General features: G+C 64.2%; 18 protein-coding genes. 13 read left to right on the top strand and 5 right to left on the bottom strand.

Annotated features, from left to right (window positions below; all coding sequences use genetic code 11):
- Positions 1 to 4: 4 nt before the first annotated feature.
- The gene (locus AC1RTA_RS12000; protein WP_492784816.1) at positions 5 to 1,159 is read right to left on the bottom strand and encodes an ABC transporter substrate-binding protein; all 1,155 of its coding nucleotides are present in this window, start codon (positions 1,157 to 1,159) and stop codon (positions 5 to 7) included.
- A gap of 123 nt (positions 1,160 to 1,282) precedes the next feature.
- A complete protein-coding gene (locus AC1RTA_RS11995; RefSeq protein ID WP_287874603.1) occupies positions 1,283 to 2,980 on the bottom strand; it encodes a tetratricopeptide repeat-containing response regulator in 1,698 nt (565 codons plus the stop codon).
- 273 nt (positions 2,981 to 3,253) lie between these two features.
- Between AC1RTA_RS11995 and mnmG the strand changes: the two genes are divergently transcribed.
- From mnmG to AC1RTA_RS11930, 13 genes are all read left to right on the top strand, one after another.
- Positions 3,254 to 5,128, top strand: coding sequence for a tRNA uridine-5-carboxymethylaminomethyl(34) synthesis enzyme MnmG (gene mnmG, locus AC1RTA_RS11990; protein WP_492784815.1), 1,875 nt, complete (start codon positions 3,254 to 3,256; stop codon positions 5,126 to 5,128).
- On the top strand, positions 5,125 to 5,766 hold the full coding sequence (rsmG, locus tag AC1RTA_RS11985) for a 16S rRNA (guanine(527)-N(7))-methyltransferase RsmG (protein ID WP_152090194.1): 642 nt from the start codon (positions 5,125 to 5,127) through the stop codon (positions 5,764 to 5,766). The genes mnmG and rsmG overlap by 4 nt, the downstream gene beginning before the upstream one ends.
- A gap of 4 nt (positions 5,767 to 5,770) precedes the next feature.
- Positions 5,771 to 6,553, top strand: a complete 783-nt coding sequence (locus tag AC1RTA_RS11980) for a ParA family protein (RefSeq protein WP_014235955.1) — start codon at positions 5,771 to 5,773, stop codon at positions 6,551 to 6,553.
- Positions 6,550 to 7,383: a ParB/RepB/Spo0J family partition protein gene (locus tag AC1RTA_RS11975; RefSeq protein ID WP_492784814.1), complete on the top strand. Its 834-nt coding sequence runs from the start codon at positions 6,550 to 6,552 to the stop codon at positions 7,381 to 7,383. Before AC1RTA_RS11980 ends, AC1RTA_RS11975 begins: the two co-directional genes overlap by 4 nt.
- Before the next feature lie 280 nt (positions 7,384 to 7,663).
- Positions 7,664 to 8,005 carry an ATP synthase subunit I gene (locus tag AC1RTA_RS11970; protein ID WP_043797713.1) on the top strand — a complete coding sequence of 114 codons (342 nt, stop codon included), beginning with the start codon at positions 7,664 to 7,666 and terminating at the stop codon, positions 8,003 to 8,005.
- A 1-nt stretch (position 8,006) separates the two neighbouring features.
- Positions 8,007 to 8,882, top strand: coding sequence for a F0F1 ATP synthase subunit A (gene atpB / locus AC1RTA_RS11965; protein WP_130459601.1), 876 nt, complete (start codon positions 8,007 to 8,009; stop codon positions 8,880 to 8,882).
- 63 nt (positions 8,883 to 8,945) lie between these two features.
- Positions 8,946 to 9,194 (top strand): F0F1 ATP synthase subunit C, encoded by a 249-nt coding sequence (gene atpE, locus AC1RTA_RS11960; protein WP_014235959.1) that lies wholly within the window; start codon positions 8,946 to 8,948, stop codon positions 9,192 to 9,194.
- A 38-nt stretch (positions 9,195 to 9,232) separates the two neighbouring features.
- On the top strand, positions 9,233 to 9,703 hold the full coding sequence (locus AC1RTA_RS11955; RefSeq protein WP_014235960.1) for a F0F1 ATP synthase subunit B: 471 nt from the start codon (positions 9,233 to 9,235) through the stop codon (positions 9,701 to 9,703).
- Between the two features lie 5 nt (positions 9,704 to 9,708).
- Positions 9,709 to 10,248, top strand: a complete 540-nt coding sequence (locus tag AC1RTA_RS11950; protein WP_014235961.1) for a F0F1 ATP synthase subunit delta — start codon at positions 9,709 to 9,711, stop codon at positions 10,246 to 10,248.
- A gap of 9 nt (positions 10,249 to 10,257) precedes the next feature.
- Entirely contained in the window at positions 10,258 to 11,796 is a 1,539-nt protein-coding gene (gene atpA, locus AC1RTA_RS11945) for a F0F1 ATP synthase subunit alpha (RefSeq protein ID WP_014235962.1), read from the top strand.
- An 18-nt stretch (positions 11,797 to 11,814) separates the two neighbouring features.
- Complete coding sequence (gene atpG / locus AC1RTA_RS11940) at positions 11,815 to 12,678, top strand: F0F1 ATP synthase subunit gamma (protein ID WP_014235963.1); 864 nt, start codon at positions 11,815 to 11,817, stop codon at positions 12,676 to 12,678.
- A 28-nt stretch (positions 12,679 to 12,706) separates the two neighbouring features.
- Entirely contained in the window at positions 12,707 to 14,110 is a 1,404-nt protein-coding gene (gene atpD, locus AC1RTA_RS11935) for a F0F1 ATP synthase subunit beta (protein ID WP_014235964.1), read from the top strand.
- Between the two features lie 57 nt (positions 14,111 to 14,167).
- On the top strand, positions 14,168 to 14,590 hold the full coding sequence (locus AC1RTA_RS11930) for a F0F1 ATP synthase subunit epsilon (RefSeq protein ID WP_014235965.1): 423 nt from the start codon (positions 14,168 to 14,170) through the stop codon (positions 14,588 to 14,590).
- Positions 14,591 to 14,673: 83 nt separating this feature from the next.
- Here the strand turns inward: AC1RTA_RS11930 and AC1RTA_RS11925 are convergent, their stop codons facing one another.
- Genes AC1RTA_RS11925 through ubiE form a run of 3 tightly spaced genes read right to left on the bottom strand, consistent with a single transcriptional unit; the run spans position 14,674 to position 16,934 of the window.
- Complete coding sequence (locus AC1RTA_RS11925; RefSeq protein ID WP_492784813.1) at positions 14,674 to 15,249, bottom strand: ubiquinone biosynthesis accessory factor UbiJ; 576 nt, start codon at positions 15,247 to 15,249, stop codon at positions 14,674 to 14,676.
- A 5-nt stretch (positions 15,250 to 15,254) separates the two neighbouring features.
- Positions 15,255 to 16,166, bottom strand: coding sequence for a Tim44 domain-containing protein (locus tag AC1RTA_RS11920; protein ID WP_152090197.1), 912 nt, complete (start codon positions 16,164 to 16,166; stop codon positions 15,255 to 15,257).
- 33 nt (positions 16,167 to 16,199) lie between these two features.
- Positions 16,200 to 16,934 carry a bifunctional demethylmenaquinone methyltransferase/2-methoxy-6-polyprenyl-1,4-benzoquinol methylase UbiE gene (gene ubiE / locus AC1RTA_RS11915; protein ID WP_014235968.1) on the bottom strand — a complete coding sequence of 245 codons (735 nt, stop codon included), beginning with the start codon at positions 16,932 to 16,934 and terminating at the stop codon, positions 16,200 to 16,202.
- Positions 16,935 to 17,002: the final 68 nt, after the last annotated feature.

The following is a 17,002-nucleotide window of genomic DNA, read 5'->3' as shown; positions in this document are numbered from 1 at the left end:
CGGTTTACTTGATCAGCTTCCAGGTGCCGTTCTCGACCTTCACCATGACCCGGGCGCGCTGGTCGAAGCCCTGGTGATCCTGGGGCGTCATGTTGAAGATGCCGTGGGCGGCGGGCAGGTTCTTGCTGCCTTCGATGGCGTCGCGCAGGGCCTTGCGGAATTCCTTGGTGCCGGGCTGGGCCTTCTTCAGGGCGGCGGGAATGGCGTTGCTCAGCAGCACGCCCGCATCCCAGGCATGGCCGCCGAAGGAGCTGATGCTGCCCTTGCCGTGCACGCCCTCGTACTTCTTCACGTATTCCAGGGCGGACTTCTTCACCGGGTTGTCGTTGGGCAGCTGCTCGGCCACCATCATGGGGCCCACGGGCAGCAGGGCGCCTTCCACGTCCTTGCCGCCGACCCGCAGGAAGTCCGCATTGGCGACGCCGTGGGTCTGGTAGATGGCGCCCTTGTAGCCCTTCTCCTTCAGGGTCTTCTGCGGCAGCACGGCCGGGGTGCCGGCGGCGCCCACCAGCACGGCATCGGGCTTGGCGGCGAGAATCTTCAGGGTCTGGCCGGTGACCGAGGTGTCGTTGCGCTGGTAGCTTTCGTTGGCCACGATCTTGATCTTGCGGGCCTCGGCGATCTTGGCGAATTCCTTGAACCAGCCCTGGCCGTAGGCGTCGGCGAAGCCGATGAAGGCGACGCTATGCACATTGTTGTTGGTCATGTGCTCGACGATGGCGGTGGCCATGTGGGCGTCGTTCTGGGCGGACTTGAAGACCCAGTGGCGCTTGGCGTCCATGGGCTCGACGACGATGGCGGAGCCGGCCATGGAGATCATGGGGGTCTCGTTTTCCACGGCCACGTCCATCATGGCCAGGGAGCTGGGCGTGGTGGAGGAGCCGATGACCAGGTCCACCTTGTTTTCGCTGATCAGCTTCTTGATGTTCTTCACCGCGGTGGTGGAGTCGGTGGCGTCGTCGAGGACGATGTAGTTCACCTTCTGGCCGGCCACGGTGGTGGGCAGCAGGGCGATGGAGTTCTTTTCCGGAATGCCGAGGGAGGCGGCGGGGCCGGTGGCGGCCAGGGAGACGCCCACATTGATGTCGGCCCAGGCAGGAACGGCGGCCAAACCGGTGGTCAGGGAGATCAGGGCTGCGATCAGGGATTGACGAGGCATCTGCGGTCCTTCCGGGGTTGAGAAAAGCCGCAAATGATACCAAAAAGCCCCTGGGATCAGGGGCCTGAGCGGGTTTTCCCCAAGCCGCCCCGTACGGCCCCGGGCCGGGTCGGCGACGCCGGATCAGCTGTCCGTATCGACCTGAACCCCGTATTTGCGGGCCACCCGCTGGTACATGTCGCGCCCGGATATGACGCGGGGGTCGTCTGGGGAGCGGCTGCGGGCCTTTTCCAGATAGCGGTGGGCCCGCTCCGCCAGTTCCGGCTGCCAGCCCTTCTGATCCATCAGGGTGTAGATGGACTTGGCCGCATTGACCAGGAACTGCAGGTTGGGCACCCGCTCCGCCGCCTCGATCAGCAGCTGCACCGAGCCGTCGAAATCACCGCTGCGGGCGGCCAGCACGCCCTGGTTGTTGATCTGGATGATCTCCCGGGAGACGTCCTCGAGCAGGGCCTTGCCCGCCTCGGCGTTGCCGGTCTTCTCGAAGACACCCTGGATGTGGGCCAGCACGCCCCGGTCCTCGTTGTTCTCCGCCGCCACCTGGCGCAGCAGGCTCTGGGCGTCCGCCTCCTTGCCGTTGGCCATGCAGGCGTGGGCCAGGTCCACCGCCACCTTCTGCGATAGGGGGCGCTTCTCCTCCATCTTGCCCTCGGCCACCAGGACCTTGTGCAGTTCCATGGCGGCGGCAATGCTGCGGGCCGCCTTGTCCGGTGCCCCTTCCTTGGTCTGCACCAGGCTGTCGATGACTAGGGAGGCCAGCTCCCCCTGCTTGTCGCCGCGCCAGTCCCGGCGCAGGTCCTGGGCCACCAGCTTGGCGCCGGCCACATTGCCCTTCTCCAGCATGACCCGGGACAGGTTGGCGTAGTCGTCGATGCTGCGCAGGGAAGAGCCCCGGGCCCGGCTGAGCACCGTGTTGTAGGCCCGCTCGGCGGCTTCCAGGTCGTTGTTGCGCACCGCCATGTCGCCCACCGCCCGCTGGCGCATGGTGTTGTTGGGGGAAATGGCGGCGGCGGCCTGCAGGGCCTGCTGGGCGCCGGTGGAGTCGCCCTTTTCCTCCCGCAGCCTGGCCAGGAAGTCGAAGGCGGCCAGGTATTCGGGGAAATCCTGCACCAGGGCTTCGAGCTGGGTCACGGCCTCGTCCACCCGCCCCTGGCCGTGCACCGCCACGGCCACGCCCATGCGGGCCCAGGCCAGGTCCTTCTGTTCCAGCATCTGGCGGTAGGCGGCCTCCGCCTCGACAAAACGGCCCAGGCTGTTGAGCAGGTCGGCCTGCAGGTGGCGGGCGTCGTGCTGGTACTGGGGGTATTGCTGGATGATGTCGTCGCAGGCGGTGACGGCGTCCTCGTAGCGGCTGCGCTCGACGTTGCGGTAGGCCTGGTGGAAGACGAACTTCTTGTACAGGGCCCGGGCCAGGCGCTGCTGAAGCTGCTCGCCGGTGAAGGGCTTGATCAGGTAGTCGTCCGGCGCCAGCTCGGCCACCGACACCACGTTCTTGTAGGCCCGCTCCCCGGTCACCACCATGAACAGGGTGGACAGGGAAATGAGGCGCTTGTAGCGCAGCTCTTCCAGCAGCTGCTGGCCGTCGCGGCCGTCCTCCAGCTGGTAGTCGGAGAGGATGATGTCGTAGCTGCTGCTTTTCACCAGGCGCAGCACCTCGGTGGCCGAGCCAACCCCCTGGACGCTGGTGATGCCGATGGTGGACAGCATCATGCGCATGGCGTTGCGGGCGTCCGGGTGGCGGTCCACCACCAGCACCTTCTTGTTCTTCAGTTCGCCCTGGAGTTTGTAGAGTTGTTGGGCGGCGAGTTCGTTGGCGTCCATGGTTGCGCTTGGCATTGATTTTGGCGGAAGTTACGTCAATTCCCGACTCCGCGGCAAGGGAATTCCTGACAAGGCCCCGGGCCCGTCTGCCGGTGGCGCTCCGGGAGCCGTGCCGGCAGGCTGCCGAAGCAATGCCGGAAACGTGCCGGCGGGCTCCGCCGGTCCGGGTGAAAACTGTTAAGTTTCATGGAACTGGCGTATCATTCGAGCCCCTTTGCCCTACCCGAGTGCCCGTGGGATTTGCCTGCGGGCCTTTTGCGTAAACGAGTCCCCATGCTGTTTCCCACCCGGTTCGATGTCATTGTCGTCGGCGGCGGTCACGCCGGCACCGAGGCTGCCCTGGCGGCGGCCCGGGCCGGAGCGCGCACCCTGCTCCTGACCCACAACCTGGAAACCCTGGGGGCCATGAGCTGCAATCCCTCCATCGGCGGCATCGGCAAGGGCCATCTGGTGAAGGAGGTGGATGCCCTGGGCGGCGCCATGGCGGCGGCCACCGACGAGGGCGGCATCCAGTTCCGCATCCTCAATGCCTCCAAGGGCCCGGCGGTGCGCGCCACCCGCGCCCAGGCCGACCGGGTGCTGTACAAGCAGGCCATCCGCACCCGCCTGGAGAACCAGCCCAACCTGACCCTCTTCGCCCAGGCCTGCGACGACCTGATCGTCGAAGGCGACCGGGTGGTGGGGGCCGTGACCCAGCTGGGGGTGCGCTTCGAAGCCCGGGCGGTGGTTCTGACCGCCGGCACCTTCTTGAACGGCCTGATCCACGTGGGCCTGCAGAACTACACCGGGGGCCGCATGGGCGACCCTCCCAGCGTCTCCCTGGCAGCCCGCCTGAAGGAACTGGCCCTGCCCCAGGGGCGCCTGAAGACCGGCACGCCGCCGCGCCTGGACGGCAAGAGCATCGACTTCTCGGTGATGGAGCCCCAATACTCGGACGATCCCCTGCCGGTGTTCTCCTTCCTCGGCAGTGCGGCCCAGCACCCGAAGCAGCTGCCCTGCTGGATCACCGACACCAACAGCCGCACCCACGACATCATCCGCGCCAACCTGGACCGCTCCCCCATGTACACCGGGGTGATCGAGGGCGTCGGGCCCCGCTACTGTCCTTCCATCGAGGACAAGATCCACCGCTTCGCCGACAAGGACAGCCACCACGTCTTCCTCGAGCCGGAGGGCCTGGACACCCACGAGATCTACCCCAACGGCATTTCCACCAGCCTGCCCTTCGACGTGCAGCTGCAGATCGTGCGTTCCATCCGCGGCATGGAGAACTGCCACATCCTGCGCCCCGGCTACGCCATCGAGTACGACTACTACGATCCCCGGGGGCTGAAGTCCTCCCTGGAGAGCAAGGCCATCAACGGCCTCTTCTTCGCCGGCCAGATCAACGGCACCACCGGCTACGAGGAAGCGGCGGCCCAGGGGCTGCTGGCGGGCGTCAACGCCGCCCTGCAGGTGCAGGAGAAGGAAGCCTGGTGCCCGCGCCGGGACGAGGCCTACCTGGGCGTCCTGGTGGACGACCTGATCACCCGGGGCGTCTCCGAGCCCTACCGCATGTTCACCAGCCGGGCCGAGTACCGCCTGCAGCTGCGGGAAGACAATGCCGACCTGCGCCTCACCGAGAAGGGCCGGGAACTGGGCCTGGTGGACGACGCCCGCTGGGACGCCTTCTGCCGCAAGCGGGACGCCATCGCCGCCGAAGCCGAGCGCCTCAAGGCCACCTGGGTGCGCCCCCAGACCCTGCCGGAAGCCGATGCGGTGCGGGTCCTGGGCAAGGCCATCGACCACGAATACAACCTCTTCGAGCTGCTGCGCCGGCCCGACGTGAGCTATGCCGACCTGCTGACCCTGCCCGGGGCCGGTGAAGCCCTGGCCGATGCCCAGGCGGTTGAGCAGCTGGAAATCCAGGCCAAGTACCAGGGCTACATCGACCGCCAGCGGGAAGAGGTGGCCAAGGCCGCCGATTACGAAAACCTGGCGATCCCCGCTGACCTGGACTATGCCCAGGTGCACGGCCTCTCCAACGAGGTGCGCCAGCGCCTGTCGCGGCAGCGGCCCGAGACCATCGGCCAGGCCTCCCGGCTGCAGGGCATCACCCCGGCGGCCATCTCCCTGCTGCTGATCCACTTGAAGCGGAGTGCCCGATGAGCGGCTCCAGTCAGGCCCAGCAACTGGCCCAGGGCCTGGATGCCCTCGGAATACCCCTGGACGGCGCCGCACAGGGTAAACTGCTCGCCTACCTGGCCCTGCTCGCCAAGTGGAACAAGGTCTATGCCCTGACCGCCCTGCGCGATCAGGACAAGGCGGTGAGTCACCACCTGCTGGATTCCCTTGCCATCCTGCCCTTTGTGGACGCCCTGGCGCCCGCCAATGTGCTGGACGTGGGCAGCGGCGGCGGCCAGCCCGGCATTCCCCTGGCCATCGCCCGGCCAAGCCTGGCGGTGACCCTGCTGGACAGCAATTCCAAGAAGGTGGCCTTCTTGAAGCAGGCCGCCATGGAACTGCCCCTGCCGGGGCTCTCCGCCCAGTGCCTGCGGGTGGAGGCCTGGCAACCGGAACAGAAGTTTGCGGCCATCACCTCCCGGGCCTTTGCCGAGGTGGCCGATTTCGTCAGTCTCACCCGTCACCTGCTGGCGCCCGGTGGGCGCTGGCTGGCGATGAAGGGGATCTATCCCCAGGAAGAGCTCTCCCGCCTGCCGGCGGGGATTGTCGTCGAGGCGGTACACCCGCTGGCCGTGCCCGGAGTCGAAGGGGCGCGCCATCTGGTGGTTCTGAGAGAGGAATGAAGGCGTGAAGATCCTGGCCATTACCAACCAGAAGGGGGGGGTCGGCAAGACCACCACCAGCGTCAACCTGGCCGCCTGCCTGGCGACCCTGGGACAGCGCGTCCTGCTCATCGACCTGGACCCCCAGGGCAATGCCACCACCGGCTGCGGCATTTTCAAGAAGGAAGCTCTGCCTTCGGTCTATCAGATCCTGCTGGGGGCGGCGACCCTGGAGCAGGCCACCATCAAGACCGAATTCGGCTTCGACGTCATTCCCGCCAACCGGGAACTGGCCGGGGCCGAAGTGGAACTGATCGACGTGGGCCAGCGGGAGCGCCGCCTCAAGGAGGCCCTGGACGGCCAGGCCTACGACTTCGTCCTGATCGACTGCCCGCCCGCCCTCAACCTGCTGACGGTGAATGCCCTGGCGGCGGCCCAGGCGGTGATGATCCCCATGCAGTGCGAGTACTACGCCCTGGAAGGCCTCACCGATCTGGTCACCACCCTGCGCAAGGTGCGGGCCAATCTCAATCCCGCCCTGGAAATCGAAGGCCTGCTGCGCACCATGTACAACTCCCAGTCCACCCTCAATCAACAGGTTTCCGCCGAACTGGAGAGCCACTTCTCCGGCAAGGTGTACCGCACCGTCATCCCGCGCAACGTGCGTCTGGCCGAGGCCCCGTCCTACGGCAAGCCGGTGATCGCCTTCGACAAGACCTCCAAGGGAGCCCTGTCCTACCTGGCACTGGCCGAGGAGATGCTGGAGCGCATCGGTGGCGCTCCGCGGCAGCAAGAGGTGGCGGCATGAAGATGAAGGGACTGGGCCGGGGCCTGGACGCCCTGCTGGCCGGCGACGCCGCCGACGCCAAGAAGGACCAGCAGCGGACGCTGCCCATCGATGCCCTGAAGCCGGGCAAGTACCAGCCGCGGACCCGCATGGACGAAGGTTCCCTCAAGGAGCTGGCGGCCTCCATCCAGGCCCAGGGCATCATGCAGCCCATCCTGGTGCGGCCGATCAACGGCGGCTACGAAATCATCGCCGGCGAACGCCGCTGGCGTGCCTGCCGCATGGCGGGCATGACCGAAGTGCCGACCCTGGTGCGGGAAATCCCCGATGAAGCCGCGGCCGCCATGTCCCTCATCGAGAACATCCAGCGGGAAAACCTCAATCCCCTGGAAGAAGCCATGGGCCTGCAGCGCCTGGTGGACGAGTTCGAGATGACCCACCAGCAGGCCGCCGATGCGGTTGGCCGCTCCCGCCCCGCCGCTTCCAACCTGCTGCGTCTGCTGCAGCTGGCGGCGCCGGTCCAGGAACTGCTGCTGGAAGGCAAGCTGGACATGGGCCACGCCCGGGCCCTGCTCTCCCTGGAAGGGGCGGAGCAGATACAGGTGGGCAACCGGGTGGCCCACAAGGGCCTTTCCGTGCGGGAAACGGAGCGCCTGGTGCAGGCCCTGCTGAACCCGCCGAAAAAGGTCGAGAAGACCAAGGACCGGGATCTGCTGCGGCTGGAGGAAGAACTGTCGGACCTGCTGGGAGCCAAGGTGACGGTGGCGGCCAACAGGAAGGGCGCCGGCAAGATGGCCATCGAATTCTCCAGCCTGGACCAGCTCGACGAACTGCTGGCCCGTTTCCGCTGAGTCCGGCTGCAAACGGCGACTGTGGCGGACGAGGACTGCGGTAAACCCGTAGGAGTCAGGGCTGACAAGGCCTGAAACCATTTGTCCTGCCATGGCCATGTCATCCCAAAGGCGCGAATGGCGCCCTGAGACTGGCAAACCCCTTATTTTGTTCCGGCGTTTCCATTGACTAAATAAGGGATAACTCTTATATTATTTATCTTTGTGTGCGGCGGCTGGCGACGTTGGTTCGGGTTTTGAACCGCTCCCTCCAGTTTGGAAAAACCGCGGAAAATCAATCATGTTCCGGGCAATAATTTTCCAAATCTGGGCGGTAGTAATCACGGCTGGCCTGCTTGGCATGTTCGTCGGAGGGCACGGTGCGGCCTCTGCGGCGGTGGGTGGTGGCGCTTGCCTGCTCCCCAACGCCCTGTTCGCCCTGCGCCTGGCTGTAGCGGCGCGGCGCCCGGGTGGTCCCGGCGTAGCGGGCTTCTTCCTCGGCGAATTCGTCAAGGTTGCCGCCACTATCGGAATTCTGGCTGTTGCTGCCAAGGTTTATCCCGAGATGCATTGGCCCTCCATGCTGCTCGGCCTGGTAGTGACGCTGCAGGCGAGTTTTTTGGCTTTTTGGAAGAAATCCTGAAATGGAAAACGCTCACGAGGCAGTCGCGGAACACGCCGCCAACGCCCCCACCGCTGGCGAGTACATCGTCCACCACCTGACCCACTTCAATTCCACCGGTCACGCCCAGTCCGCCGTTATTGACTTCTCCGTCATCAACGTCGACACCGTGGTTTTCTCCATTCTTATGGGGATCCTCGGTCTGTTCGTCATGTGGCGTGTCGCCAAGAGCGTTACCTCCGGCGTTCCCGGTCGCATGCAGGCCGCCGTGGAAATCGTCCTGGAAATGGTGAACAACCAGGCCAAGGGCATCGTGCATAGCGAAGAGTCCCGCAAATTCGTGGCTCCCCTGGCTCTGACCGTGTTCATCTGGATCTTCCTGATGAACTCCATGGACTTCCTGCCCGTCGATCTGCTGCCCAGCCTCTGGCAAGCCGCTTCTGGCGACCACCACGCCTTCCTGCGCGTGGTTCCCACCGCCGACCTGAACGGCACCCTGGGCATGTCCATCGGCGTGCTGCTGGTCTGCATCTGGTACAACATCAAGATCAAGGGTCTGGGTGGTTGGGTGCACGAGCTCTTCACCGCTCCCTTCGGCAGCCATCCCCTGCTCTACCCGATCAACTTCGCCATGCAGATGATCGAGTTCCTGGCCAAGACCGTGTCCCACGGCATGCGGCTGTTCGGCAACATGTACGCCGGCGAACTGGTGTTCATGCTGATCGCCCTGATGGGTGCTGCCTGGGCCGGTACCGCCACCGGTGCGTTCCTCTGGATCGGCGGCGTCATCGCCGGTTCCGTGTGGGCCATCTTCCATATCCTGATCGTTGCCCTGCAGGCCTTCATCTTCATGATGCTGACCCTGGTGTACATCGGTCAGGCCCACGAGAGCCACTAATCTCGTAACGGTTTCCCGTTTTACCTTTTCAACTTACTACCTCTACTTTTGCAAGGAGCAAACATGGAACACATCCTCGGTTTCGTCGCACTGGCCGCCGGTCTGATCATCGGTCTGGGTGCTATTGGCGCCTGTATCGGTATCGGCATCATGGGCTCCAAGTACCTGGAAGCCTCCGCTCGCCAGCCCGAACTGATGAACGAACTGCAAACCAAGATGTTCCTGCTGGCCGGTCTGATCGACGCCGCCTTCCTGATTGGCGTTGGTATCGCCATGATGTTCGCCTTCGCCAACCCGTTCGTTCTCAAGTAATTCGCGCCTCGAACAACTTTTTTTAAAGGGTTAGAGCCGTGAATCTGAACGCAACTCTGGTCGCCCAGCTCGTTGTGTTCTTCATTTTGGCGTGGTTCACGATGAAATTCGTGTGGCCGCCCATCGTGAAGGCGCTCGACGAGCGAGCGAAAAAAATCTCTGACGGTCTTGCTGCCGCCGATCGTGGCAAGCACGACCTCGAGCTCGCGACCAAGCGCTCGGCGGAAGCCCTGCGCGAAGGCAAGGAAAAGGCCTCCGAACTGATCGCCGGCGCTGACAAGCGCGCCGCCCAGATCATCGACGAAGCCAAGTCCCAGGCGAAGGTTGAAGCTGACCGTATCGTCGCCGCTGCCAAGGCCGAGATCGAACAGGAAGTGGTGCGTGCCAAGGAAGGTTTGCGTGAGCGCGTGGCTGAGCTGGCCGTTGTCGGTGCAGAGAAGATCCTGCGCCGCGAAATCGACGCCAAGGCCCACGCTGACATCCTGAGCACGATCAAACAGGATCTGTAACGCTTATGGCTGAATCCGTCACCATCGCTCGTCCCTACGCGGAAGCAGTTTTCCGCCTGGCGCGCGACGGAAAGGCCCTGGCTCAGTGGTCGGACACCCTGAAGCTGCTGGCTGTCATTGCACAGGACCCCGAAATGGTCCAGTGCATTGGCAACCCGAAGCTTTCAGCCGATCAGCTGACCCAGCTTTTCGTCTCGCTCAGCGGCGAGGCTGCCAAGAATGCCGACGTGACCGGTTTTATCCGGGTTCTCGCGGCAAACGAGCGCCTCTCCCTGCTGCCGCAAGTCCAGGAAATCTACGAGCAGCTCAAGAGTGCCGAAGAGGGCATCAAGGAAGCCGTTGTTTACAGCGCCTTCCCCCTCGATGACGCGCAAGTGAAAAATCTGTTGGGCCAACTTGAAACCCATTTCAGCTCCAAGCTCCAGCCCCGCGTGGTGGTGGATGCAGCGCTGATCGGTGGTATCAAAGTGGCGGTGGGTGACCAGGTCCTCGACGCTTCCGTACGCGGCAAGCTCGAAGCGATGGCTACGGCGCTCAAGAACTAGGAGAAATTCATGCAGTTGAATCCGTCCGAGATCAGCGAACTGATCAAGAGCAAGATTCAAAACCTGCAGGTGGGCGCCGAGACCCGCACGCAGGGTACCGTTGTCTCGGTGACCGACGGCATCTGCCGCGTTCACGGCCTGCAGGATGTAATGCAAGGCGAAATGCTGGAATTCCCCGGCAACACCTTCGGTATGGCCCTGAACCTGGAGCGTGACTCCGTGGGCGCCGTGGTGCTGGGTGAATACGAGCACATTTCCGAAGGTGACACCGTCAAGTGCACCGGTCGCATTCTGGAAGTGCCCGTTGGTCCCGAACTGATCGGCCGCGTGGTTAACGCCCTGGGCCAGCCTATCGACGGCAAGGGCCCCCTGGGCAACAAGCTGACCGACAAGATCGAGAAGGTCGCGCCCGGCGTGATCTGGCGGAAGTCCGTGTCCCAGCCCGTGCAGTCCGGTATCAAGGCTATCGATTCCATGGTTCCCGTCGGCCGCGGCCAGCGCGAACTGATCATCGGTGACCGTCAGACCGGTAAGACCGCTGTGGCCGTTGATGCGATCATCGCCCAGAAGGGTCAGAACATGAAGTGTATCTACGTGGCGGTGGGCCAGAAGGCTTCCACCATCGCCAACGTGGTACGCAAGCTGGAAGAACACGGCGCCATGGAATACACCATCGTGGTGGCCGCTTCCGCTTCTGACTCCGCTGCGCTGCAGTTCATCGCTCCCTACGCCGGCTGCACCATGGGCGAATACTTCCGCGACCGCGGTGAAGACGCCCTGATCATTTATGACGATCTGACCAAGCAAGCCTGGGCCTATCGCCAGATCTCCCTGCTGCTGCGTCGTCCTCCCGGCCGTGAAGCTTACCCTGGTGACGTGTTCTACCTGCACTCCCGTCTGCTGGAACGCGCAGCCCGCGTTTCCGAAGAATGGGTGGAAAAGCTGACCAACGGCGAAGTCAAGGGCAAGACCGGTTCTCTGACCGCTCTCCCCGTGATCGAAACCCAGGCTGGTGACGTGTCCGCCTTCGTGCCGACCAACGTGATCTCCATTACCGACGGTCAGATCTTCCTGGAAACCGACCTGTTCAACGCCGGTGTCCGTCCCGCTATCAACGCCGGTATCTCCGTGTCCCGCGTCGGTGGTGCTGCCCAGACCAAGCTGATCAAGAAGCTGTCCGGCGGTATCCGTACCGACCTGGCCCAGTATCGCGAACTGGCCGCTTTCGCCCAGTTTGCTTCCGATCTGGACGAAGCTACCCGCAAGCAGCTGGAGCGTGGCCGCCGTACCGTGGAAGTGCTGAAGCAGGGCCAATACACCCCGCTGAGCATTGCCGACCAGGCCGTGACTCTGTACGCCATCACCAAGGGCTACGCTGATGACATCGACGTGAAGCGCGTTCTCGAATTCGAGAAGGGCCTGCACGGCTACGTTCGTCAAAAGTACGCCGATCTGGTGACCAAGATGGAAACGTCCAAGGACCTGGATGCTGACGGCGAAAAGCAACTCGTCGAAGCGATCAAGGAATTCAAGGCCGCTTGGGTTTAATCCGTCCAGGAGAGCGTAATGGCTAGCGGCAAGGAAATCCGCAACAAGATCAAGAGCGTGGAAAACACGCGCAAGATCACCAAGGCCATGGAGATGGTGGCCGCGTCGAAGATGCGCAAGGCGCAGGAACGTATGCGTCAGGCGCGTCCTTATGGCGAGAAGATCCGCCGCGTGGCCGCCCACCTCTCTCATGCGCTGACCGAGTACAAGCATCCGTTCCTGGTGAAGCGTGATCCGATCAAGAAGGCCGGCATCATCGTCGTGACCTCCGACAAGGGCCTGTGCGGCGCGTTGAACTCCAACGTGCTGCGCAACGTCCTGAACCAGATGAAGGACCTGGAAAGCCAGGGCATCGCCATCCAGGCGACCGCCATCGGCAACAAGGGTCTGGGCTTCCTGCAGCGTTCCGGCGCCAGCGTCGTTTCCCAGGTCACCGGCCTGGGCGATACGCCCCACCTGGAACGCCTGATCGGGCCCGTCAAGGTTCAGCTCGATGCCTACATCAACGGTGAGATCGACCAGTTGTTCATCGCCTACACCCGCTTCGTGAACACCATGAAGCAGGAGCCGGTTATCGAGCAGCTGCTGCCCCTGTCCGGTGAGGTCGTGGGCTCCGAGTCCGCCCGTTGGGACTACGTCTACGAGCCCGACGCCAAGTCCGTGATCGACGACCTGCTGGTCCGCTATGTCGAAGCGCTGATCTATCAGTCAGTGGCTGAGAGCATGGCTTCCGAGCAGAGCGCCCGGATGGTGGCCATGAAGTCGGCTTCCGACAACGCCAAGAATGTGATCGGCGAACTGAAACTGGTCTACAACAAGACCCGTCAGGCAGCGATTACCAAGGAATTGTCCGAAATCGTCAGCGGCGCAGCGGCGGTCTAACTGGTTTCTATAGTTTGAGGGATTCAAAATGAGTCAAGGTATGATCGTTCAGTGCATCGGCGCTGTGGTGGACATCCAGTTCCCCCGCGAAGCCATGCCCAAGGTCTATGACGCCCTGATGCTCGATGTGGCCGAAGAGCACGCCAACATCGAAAAGGGTCTGACCTTCGAAGTTCAGCAACAGCTGGGTGACGGCATTGTCCGTACCATCGCCCTGGGTTCTTCCGACGGCCTGCGCCGCGGTATGAAAGTCAACAACACCGGCAAGCCCATTTCCGTGCCCGTGGGCCACGGTACCCTGGGTCGCATCATGGACGTGCTGGGCCGCCCCATCGACGAAGCCGGCCCCATCGCTTCCGACGAAACGCGCGCCATTCACCAGAAGGCTCCCGCTTTCGACGAGCTGTCCCCCTCCGTGGAACTGCTCGAGACCGGCATCAAGGTGATCGACCTGATCTGCCCCTTCGCCAAGGGCGGCAAGGTGGGTCTGTTCGGTGGCGCCGGCGTGGGCAAGACCGTGAACATGATGGAGCTGATCAACAACATCGCCAAACAGCACTCCGGTCTGTCCGTGTTTGCTGGCGTGGGTGAGCGTACCCGTGAAGGTAACGACTTCTACCACGAGATGAAGGACTCCAACGTGCTGGACAAGGTGGCCATGGTGTTCGGTCAGATGAACGAGCCCCCCGGCAACCGTCTGCGCGTGGCGCTGACCGGCCTGACCATGGCCGAGCGTTTCCGTGACGAAGGCCGTGACATCCTGTTCTTCGTGGACAACATCTACCGCTACACCCTGGCCGGTACCGAAGTGTCCGCTCTGCTGGGCCGTATGCCGTCCGCCGTGGGCTACCAGCCCACCCTGGCCGACGAAATGGGCCGCCTGCAGGAACGGATCACCTCCACCAAGGTGGGTTCCATCACCTCCATCCAGGCCGTGTATGTGCCTGCCGATGACTTGACCGACCCGTCCCCCGCCACCACCTTCCTCCACCTGGACTCCACCGTCGTGCTGTCCCGGGACATCGCTGCGCTGGGTATCTACCCCGCCGTGGATCCCCTGGACTCCACCTCCCGCCAGCTGGATCCCCAGATCGTGGGCGAAGAGCACTACAACGTGGCCCGCGGCGTGCAGATGACCCTGCAGCGCTACAAGGAACTGCGCGACATCATCGCCATTCTGGGTATGGACGAACTGGCTCCCGAAGACAAGCTGGCCGTGGCCCGCGCTCGTAAGATCCAGCGCTTCCTGTCCCAGCCCTTCCACGTGGCCGAAGTGTTCACCGGCTCTCCCGGCAAGTACGTGCCGCTGAAGGAAACGATCAAGGGCTTCAAGATGATCGTGGCCGGCGAATGCGACAACCTGCCGGAACAGGCCTTCTACATGGTCGGCTCCATCGAAGAGGCCTTCGAAAAGGCGAAGACCCTCCAGTAATCAACCGGTAAGCCGCATCCCGTCCGGGGTGCGGCCATCCTGAGGGGAACCCCTATCATGGCATTGAGAGTACATGTAGACGTGGTCAGCGCCGAAGAGTCCATCTTCTCCGGCGAAGCTGAATACGTGGTGCTCCCGGGCGAAGCCGGCGAACTCGGCATCTACCCGCGGCACACCCCGCTGTTGACCCGTATCAAGCCCGGTACCGTGCGTATCAAGGTGCCGGATGCCGAGTTCGAGATGATCTACGTCTCCGGCGGCATGCTGGAAGTTCAGCCCACCATCGTGACCGTGCTGGCCGATACCGCTATCCGCGGTGGCGACCTGGACGAGGCGAAGGCGCTGGAAGCCAAGAAGGCAGCGGAAGAAGCCCTGCAGAACCGCTCTGCCGAAATGGACTACGCCAAGGCCGAAGCCGAACTGGCTGAAGCCGTGGCCCAGCTGGCAACCATCGAGCAGCTGAAGAAGCGCAAGCACTAAGCAGCTGATCGTCGCAGCACAAAAAAGGCAGCCTCCGGGCTGCCTTTTCTTTTGTGTGTTCGGGAAATCCCTCCCGGGTTGAGTCAGCCCTGCAGACGCTCCAGGCGGGCGGCCAGGGCATCGGCTCCCGTCGCGGCGGCGGAAACGGCCTGCTGATGGCCCTGCCATTCGCGGCGCCGGATAGGGCCGCCGGCGCCCTGCTCGTGTCTGAAATATTCGGCAAAGTTGGCGTTCAGGCGGCTCCAGGCCTCCTTTTGCCAATTGAAGAGGCTGGCACCCAGGCCCGCCAGGCGCCGGGCCGGAATGTCGCCCAGCAGGTGCGCCAGGTCTTCTTCCGCATCCCAGCGCAGGTTGCGGAAGACGAAGCCCAGGGCTTCGGCGAAATCGGCCGTGCCTTCCAGACGGGCGGCTGCCAAGGCTTCCTGGGGGTGGCCGAAGAAGCGAAGGGGGGCGTGTTCCGGCAGGCTGATGAGGACGTCGGGAGCAGCCAGGGGGCCGCCGTGCAGGGTGCCGTCCTCGGCCACGGTCAGGTCCAGGCTGAACCAGGGCGGCAGGGAAATCCTGGCGCCGCGGCCGGCGAAGGGCCGCAGGCGCTGGCGCGCCCACGGCTCCCGGCCCAGCAGGTGATTGAGCCCGGCGAGGAAGGGACGGTCCAGCATGGGGTTCAGGACAGTTGCTGAATGCCGGCGACCATCCAGCCCCGGCTGCCGTCGGTGGGCTTGACCAGGTGCCAGACTTCGTCGAAGGGCGCCGGTGCCGCGTCCTTCTCTTCCCGCAGCAGGCCGTTGAAACGGACACTGGCGATGTGGCGGCCGGTCTCGCTGACCACCTCCAGCAGGCTGGCGTTGAGCTGTACCACATCGGTCTGCTGGGCCTTGCCGCCCCGCTCGCTCAGTTGCAGCTGCACTTCGGCGAACATCTCGGGGGCCAGGAACTCCCGCATGTCGTCCAGGTTGCCCTGGTCGTTGGCGGCCTGGAGGCGGACGAAGTTGAGCTTGGCCACCCGCAGGAAACCTTCGCTGTCGAAATCGGCAGGAATGTTGGCTGCGGCGGCCGGCGCAGCCTCAGCGGCCGGGACGGCTGCGTTGCCGCCACCCACGGGCGTCACTTCCGGCATGGGAGCCATGGAGGGACCGCCGACGCCGGCATACTGCAGGGGTTCGGAGCGCGGCGCTGCTGCAGCCGGGCGGCGGAAAATGAGGCGGAAAACGAACACGGCAGCCATGGCAAGCAGGGCGATCATGAGGAAGTTGGCCATGCCTTCGCCGAAGCCGAAGTGGGAAGCCAGGGCGGCCAGGCCGATACCGGCGGCCAGGCCGGCGATGGGACCGAGCCAGCTGCGCTTGGGCGCAGCCTGGGGCGCCGGCGCACCGGCGGTGGCAGGCTGGGCCTGCTGGGCCGGAGCGGCGTTCTGCTTGGGGGCGGTGGTGCCGCTGGGGGCGGTGTTGTGCTGGGGCGTGACGCTGCGCTGCATGCCGCTGCTGCGGCCGCCGCCGAGGCGGGCGGCATCGGCATCGGGGGCGACCAGGGCCAGGCCCAGAACCAGGGTGCACAGGGCGATCAAGGGCTTCTTCACTGATGTCTCTCCTCGTTGTTGGTATGGGTACGCTTAGTACTTGTAACCGCGGTGCAGGGCGACCACGCCCATGGTCAGGTTGAAGTATTCGACCTTTTCCAGGCCCACCTGTTCCATGATGCCCTTGAGGGTTTCCTGGTCCGGATGCACGCGGATGGATTCGGACAGGTAGCGATAGCTGTCCGGGTCCTTGACGATCAGCTGGCCCAGGCGGGGGATGACCTGGAAGGAGTAGAAGTCGTAGAAGGGCGCCAGGGGCTTCCACACCTGGGAGAACTCCAGCACCAGCAGGCGGCCGCCCGGCTTCAGGACCCGGCGCATCTCGGCCAGGGCCTTGTCCTTGTGGGTCATGTTGCGCAGGCCAAAGGCCACGGTGACCACGTCGAAATAGTCGTCGGGGAAGGGCAGCTTCTCCGCATCGCACTGGGCCACGGGGACGACGAAGCCCTTGTCGCAGAGGCGGTCCCGGCCCCGGGTCAGCATGGCGTTGTTGATGTCGGTGAGCCACACCTGGCCACTCTTGCCGGCCTTCTTGGCAAAGGCCAGGGAGAGGTCGCCGGTGCCGCCGGCCACGTCCAGCACCCGGCTGCCTTCGCGCACGCCGCTCTGGGCGATGGTGAAGGCCTTCCACAGGCGGTGCAGGCCGCCGGACATGAGGTCGTTCATCAGGTCGTAGCGCTGGGCCACGGAAGAGAAGACGTCGGCCACCTTCTGGGCCTTTTCGGCCTCGTCGACCTGTTGATAGCCGAAATGAGTTTTGTCGCCCATGATGGGAATCCGTTTAGCTAAGCGTTGAAATGGGGAAAGGTCAGTGCTCGCCGCAACCGCCCTGGGGG

The sequence above is a fragment of the Azospira sp. MPR-E4 genome (assembly GCF_058809645.1).
Note: the sequence above shows the minus strand (reverse complement) of the source record. Positions and strands in the feature narration are given on the sequence as shown.

Excerpts from the sequence above, each read along its gene's own strand:
- AC1RTA_RS12000 (WP_492784816.1), bottom strand. The coding sequence starts at position 1,159 with ATGCCTCGTCAATCCCTGATCGCAGCCCTGATCTCCCTGACCACCGGT.
- AC1RTA_RS11995 (WP_287874603.1), bottom strand. The coding sequence starts at position 2,980 with ATGGACGCCAACGAACTCGCCGCCCAACAACTCTACAAACTCCAGGGC.
- mnmG (WP_492784815.1), top strand. The coding sequence starts at position 3,254 with ATGCTGTTTCCCACCCGGTTCGATGTCATTGTCGTCGGCGGCGGTCAC.
- rsmG (WP_152090194.1), top strand. The coding sequence starts at position 5,125 with ATGAGCGGCTCCAGTCAGGCCCAGCAACTGGCCCAGGGCCTGGATGCC.
- AC1RTA_RS11975 (WP_492784814.1), top strand. The coding sequence starts at position 6,550 with ATGAAGATGAAGGGACTGGGCCGGGGCCTGGACGCCCTGCTGGCCGGC.
- AC1RTA_RS11970 (WP_043797713.1), top strand. The coding sequence starts at position 7,664 with ATGTTCCGGGCAATAATTTTCCAAATCTGGGCGGTAGTAATCACGGCT.
- atpB (WP_130459601.1), top strand. The coding sequence starts at position 8,007 with ATGGAAAACGCTCACGAGGCAGTCGCGGAACACGCCGCCAACGCCCCC.
- atpE (WP_014235959.1), top strand. The coding sequence starts at position 8,946 with ATGGAACACATCCTCGGTTTCGTCGCACTGGCCGCCGGTCTGATCATC.
- AC1RTA_RS11950 (WP_014235961.1), top strand. The coding sequence starts at position 9,709 with ATGGCTGAATCCGTCACCATCGCTCGTCCCTACGCGGAAGCAGTTTTC.
- atpA (WP_014235962.1), top strand. The coding sequence starts at position 10,258 with ATGCAGTTGAATCCGTCCGAGATCAGCGAACTGATCAAGAGCAAGATT.
- atpG (WP_014235963.1), top strand. The coding sequence starts at position 11,815 with ATGGCTAGCGGCAAGGAAATCCGCAACAAGATCAAGAGCGTGGAAAAC.
- atpD (WP_014235964.1), top strand. The coding sequence starts at position 12,707 with ATGAGTCAAGGTATGATCGTTCAGTGCATCGGCGCTGTGGTGGACATC.
- AC1RTA_RS11930 (WP_014235965.1), top strand. The coding sequence starts at position 14,168 with ATGGCATTGAGAGTACATGTAGACGTGGTCAGCGCCGAAGAGTCCATC.
- AC1RTA_RS11925 (WP_492784813.1), bottom strand. The coding sequence starts at position 15,249 with ATGCTGGACCGTCCCTTCCTCGCCGGGCTCAATCACCTGCTGGGCCGG.
- ubiE (WP_014235968.1), bottom strand. The coding sequence starts at position 16,934 with ATGGGCGACAAAACTCATTTCGGCTATCAACAGGTCGACGAGGCCGAA.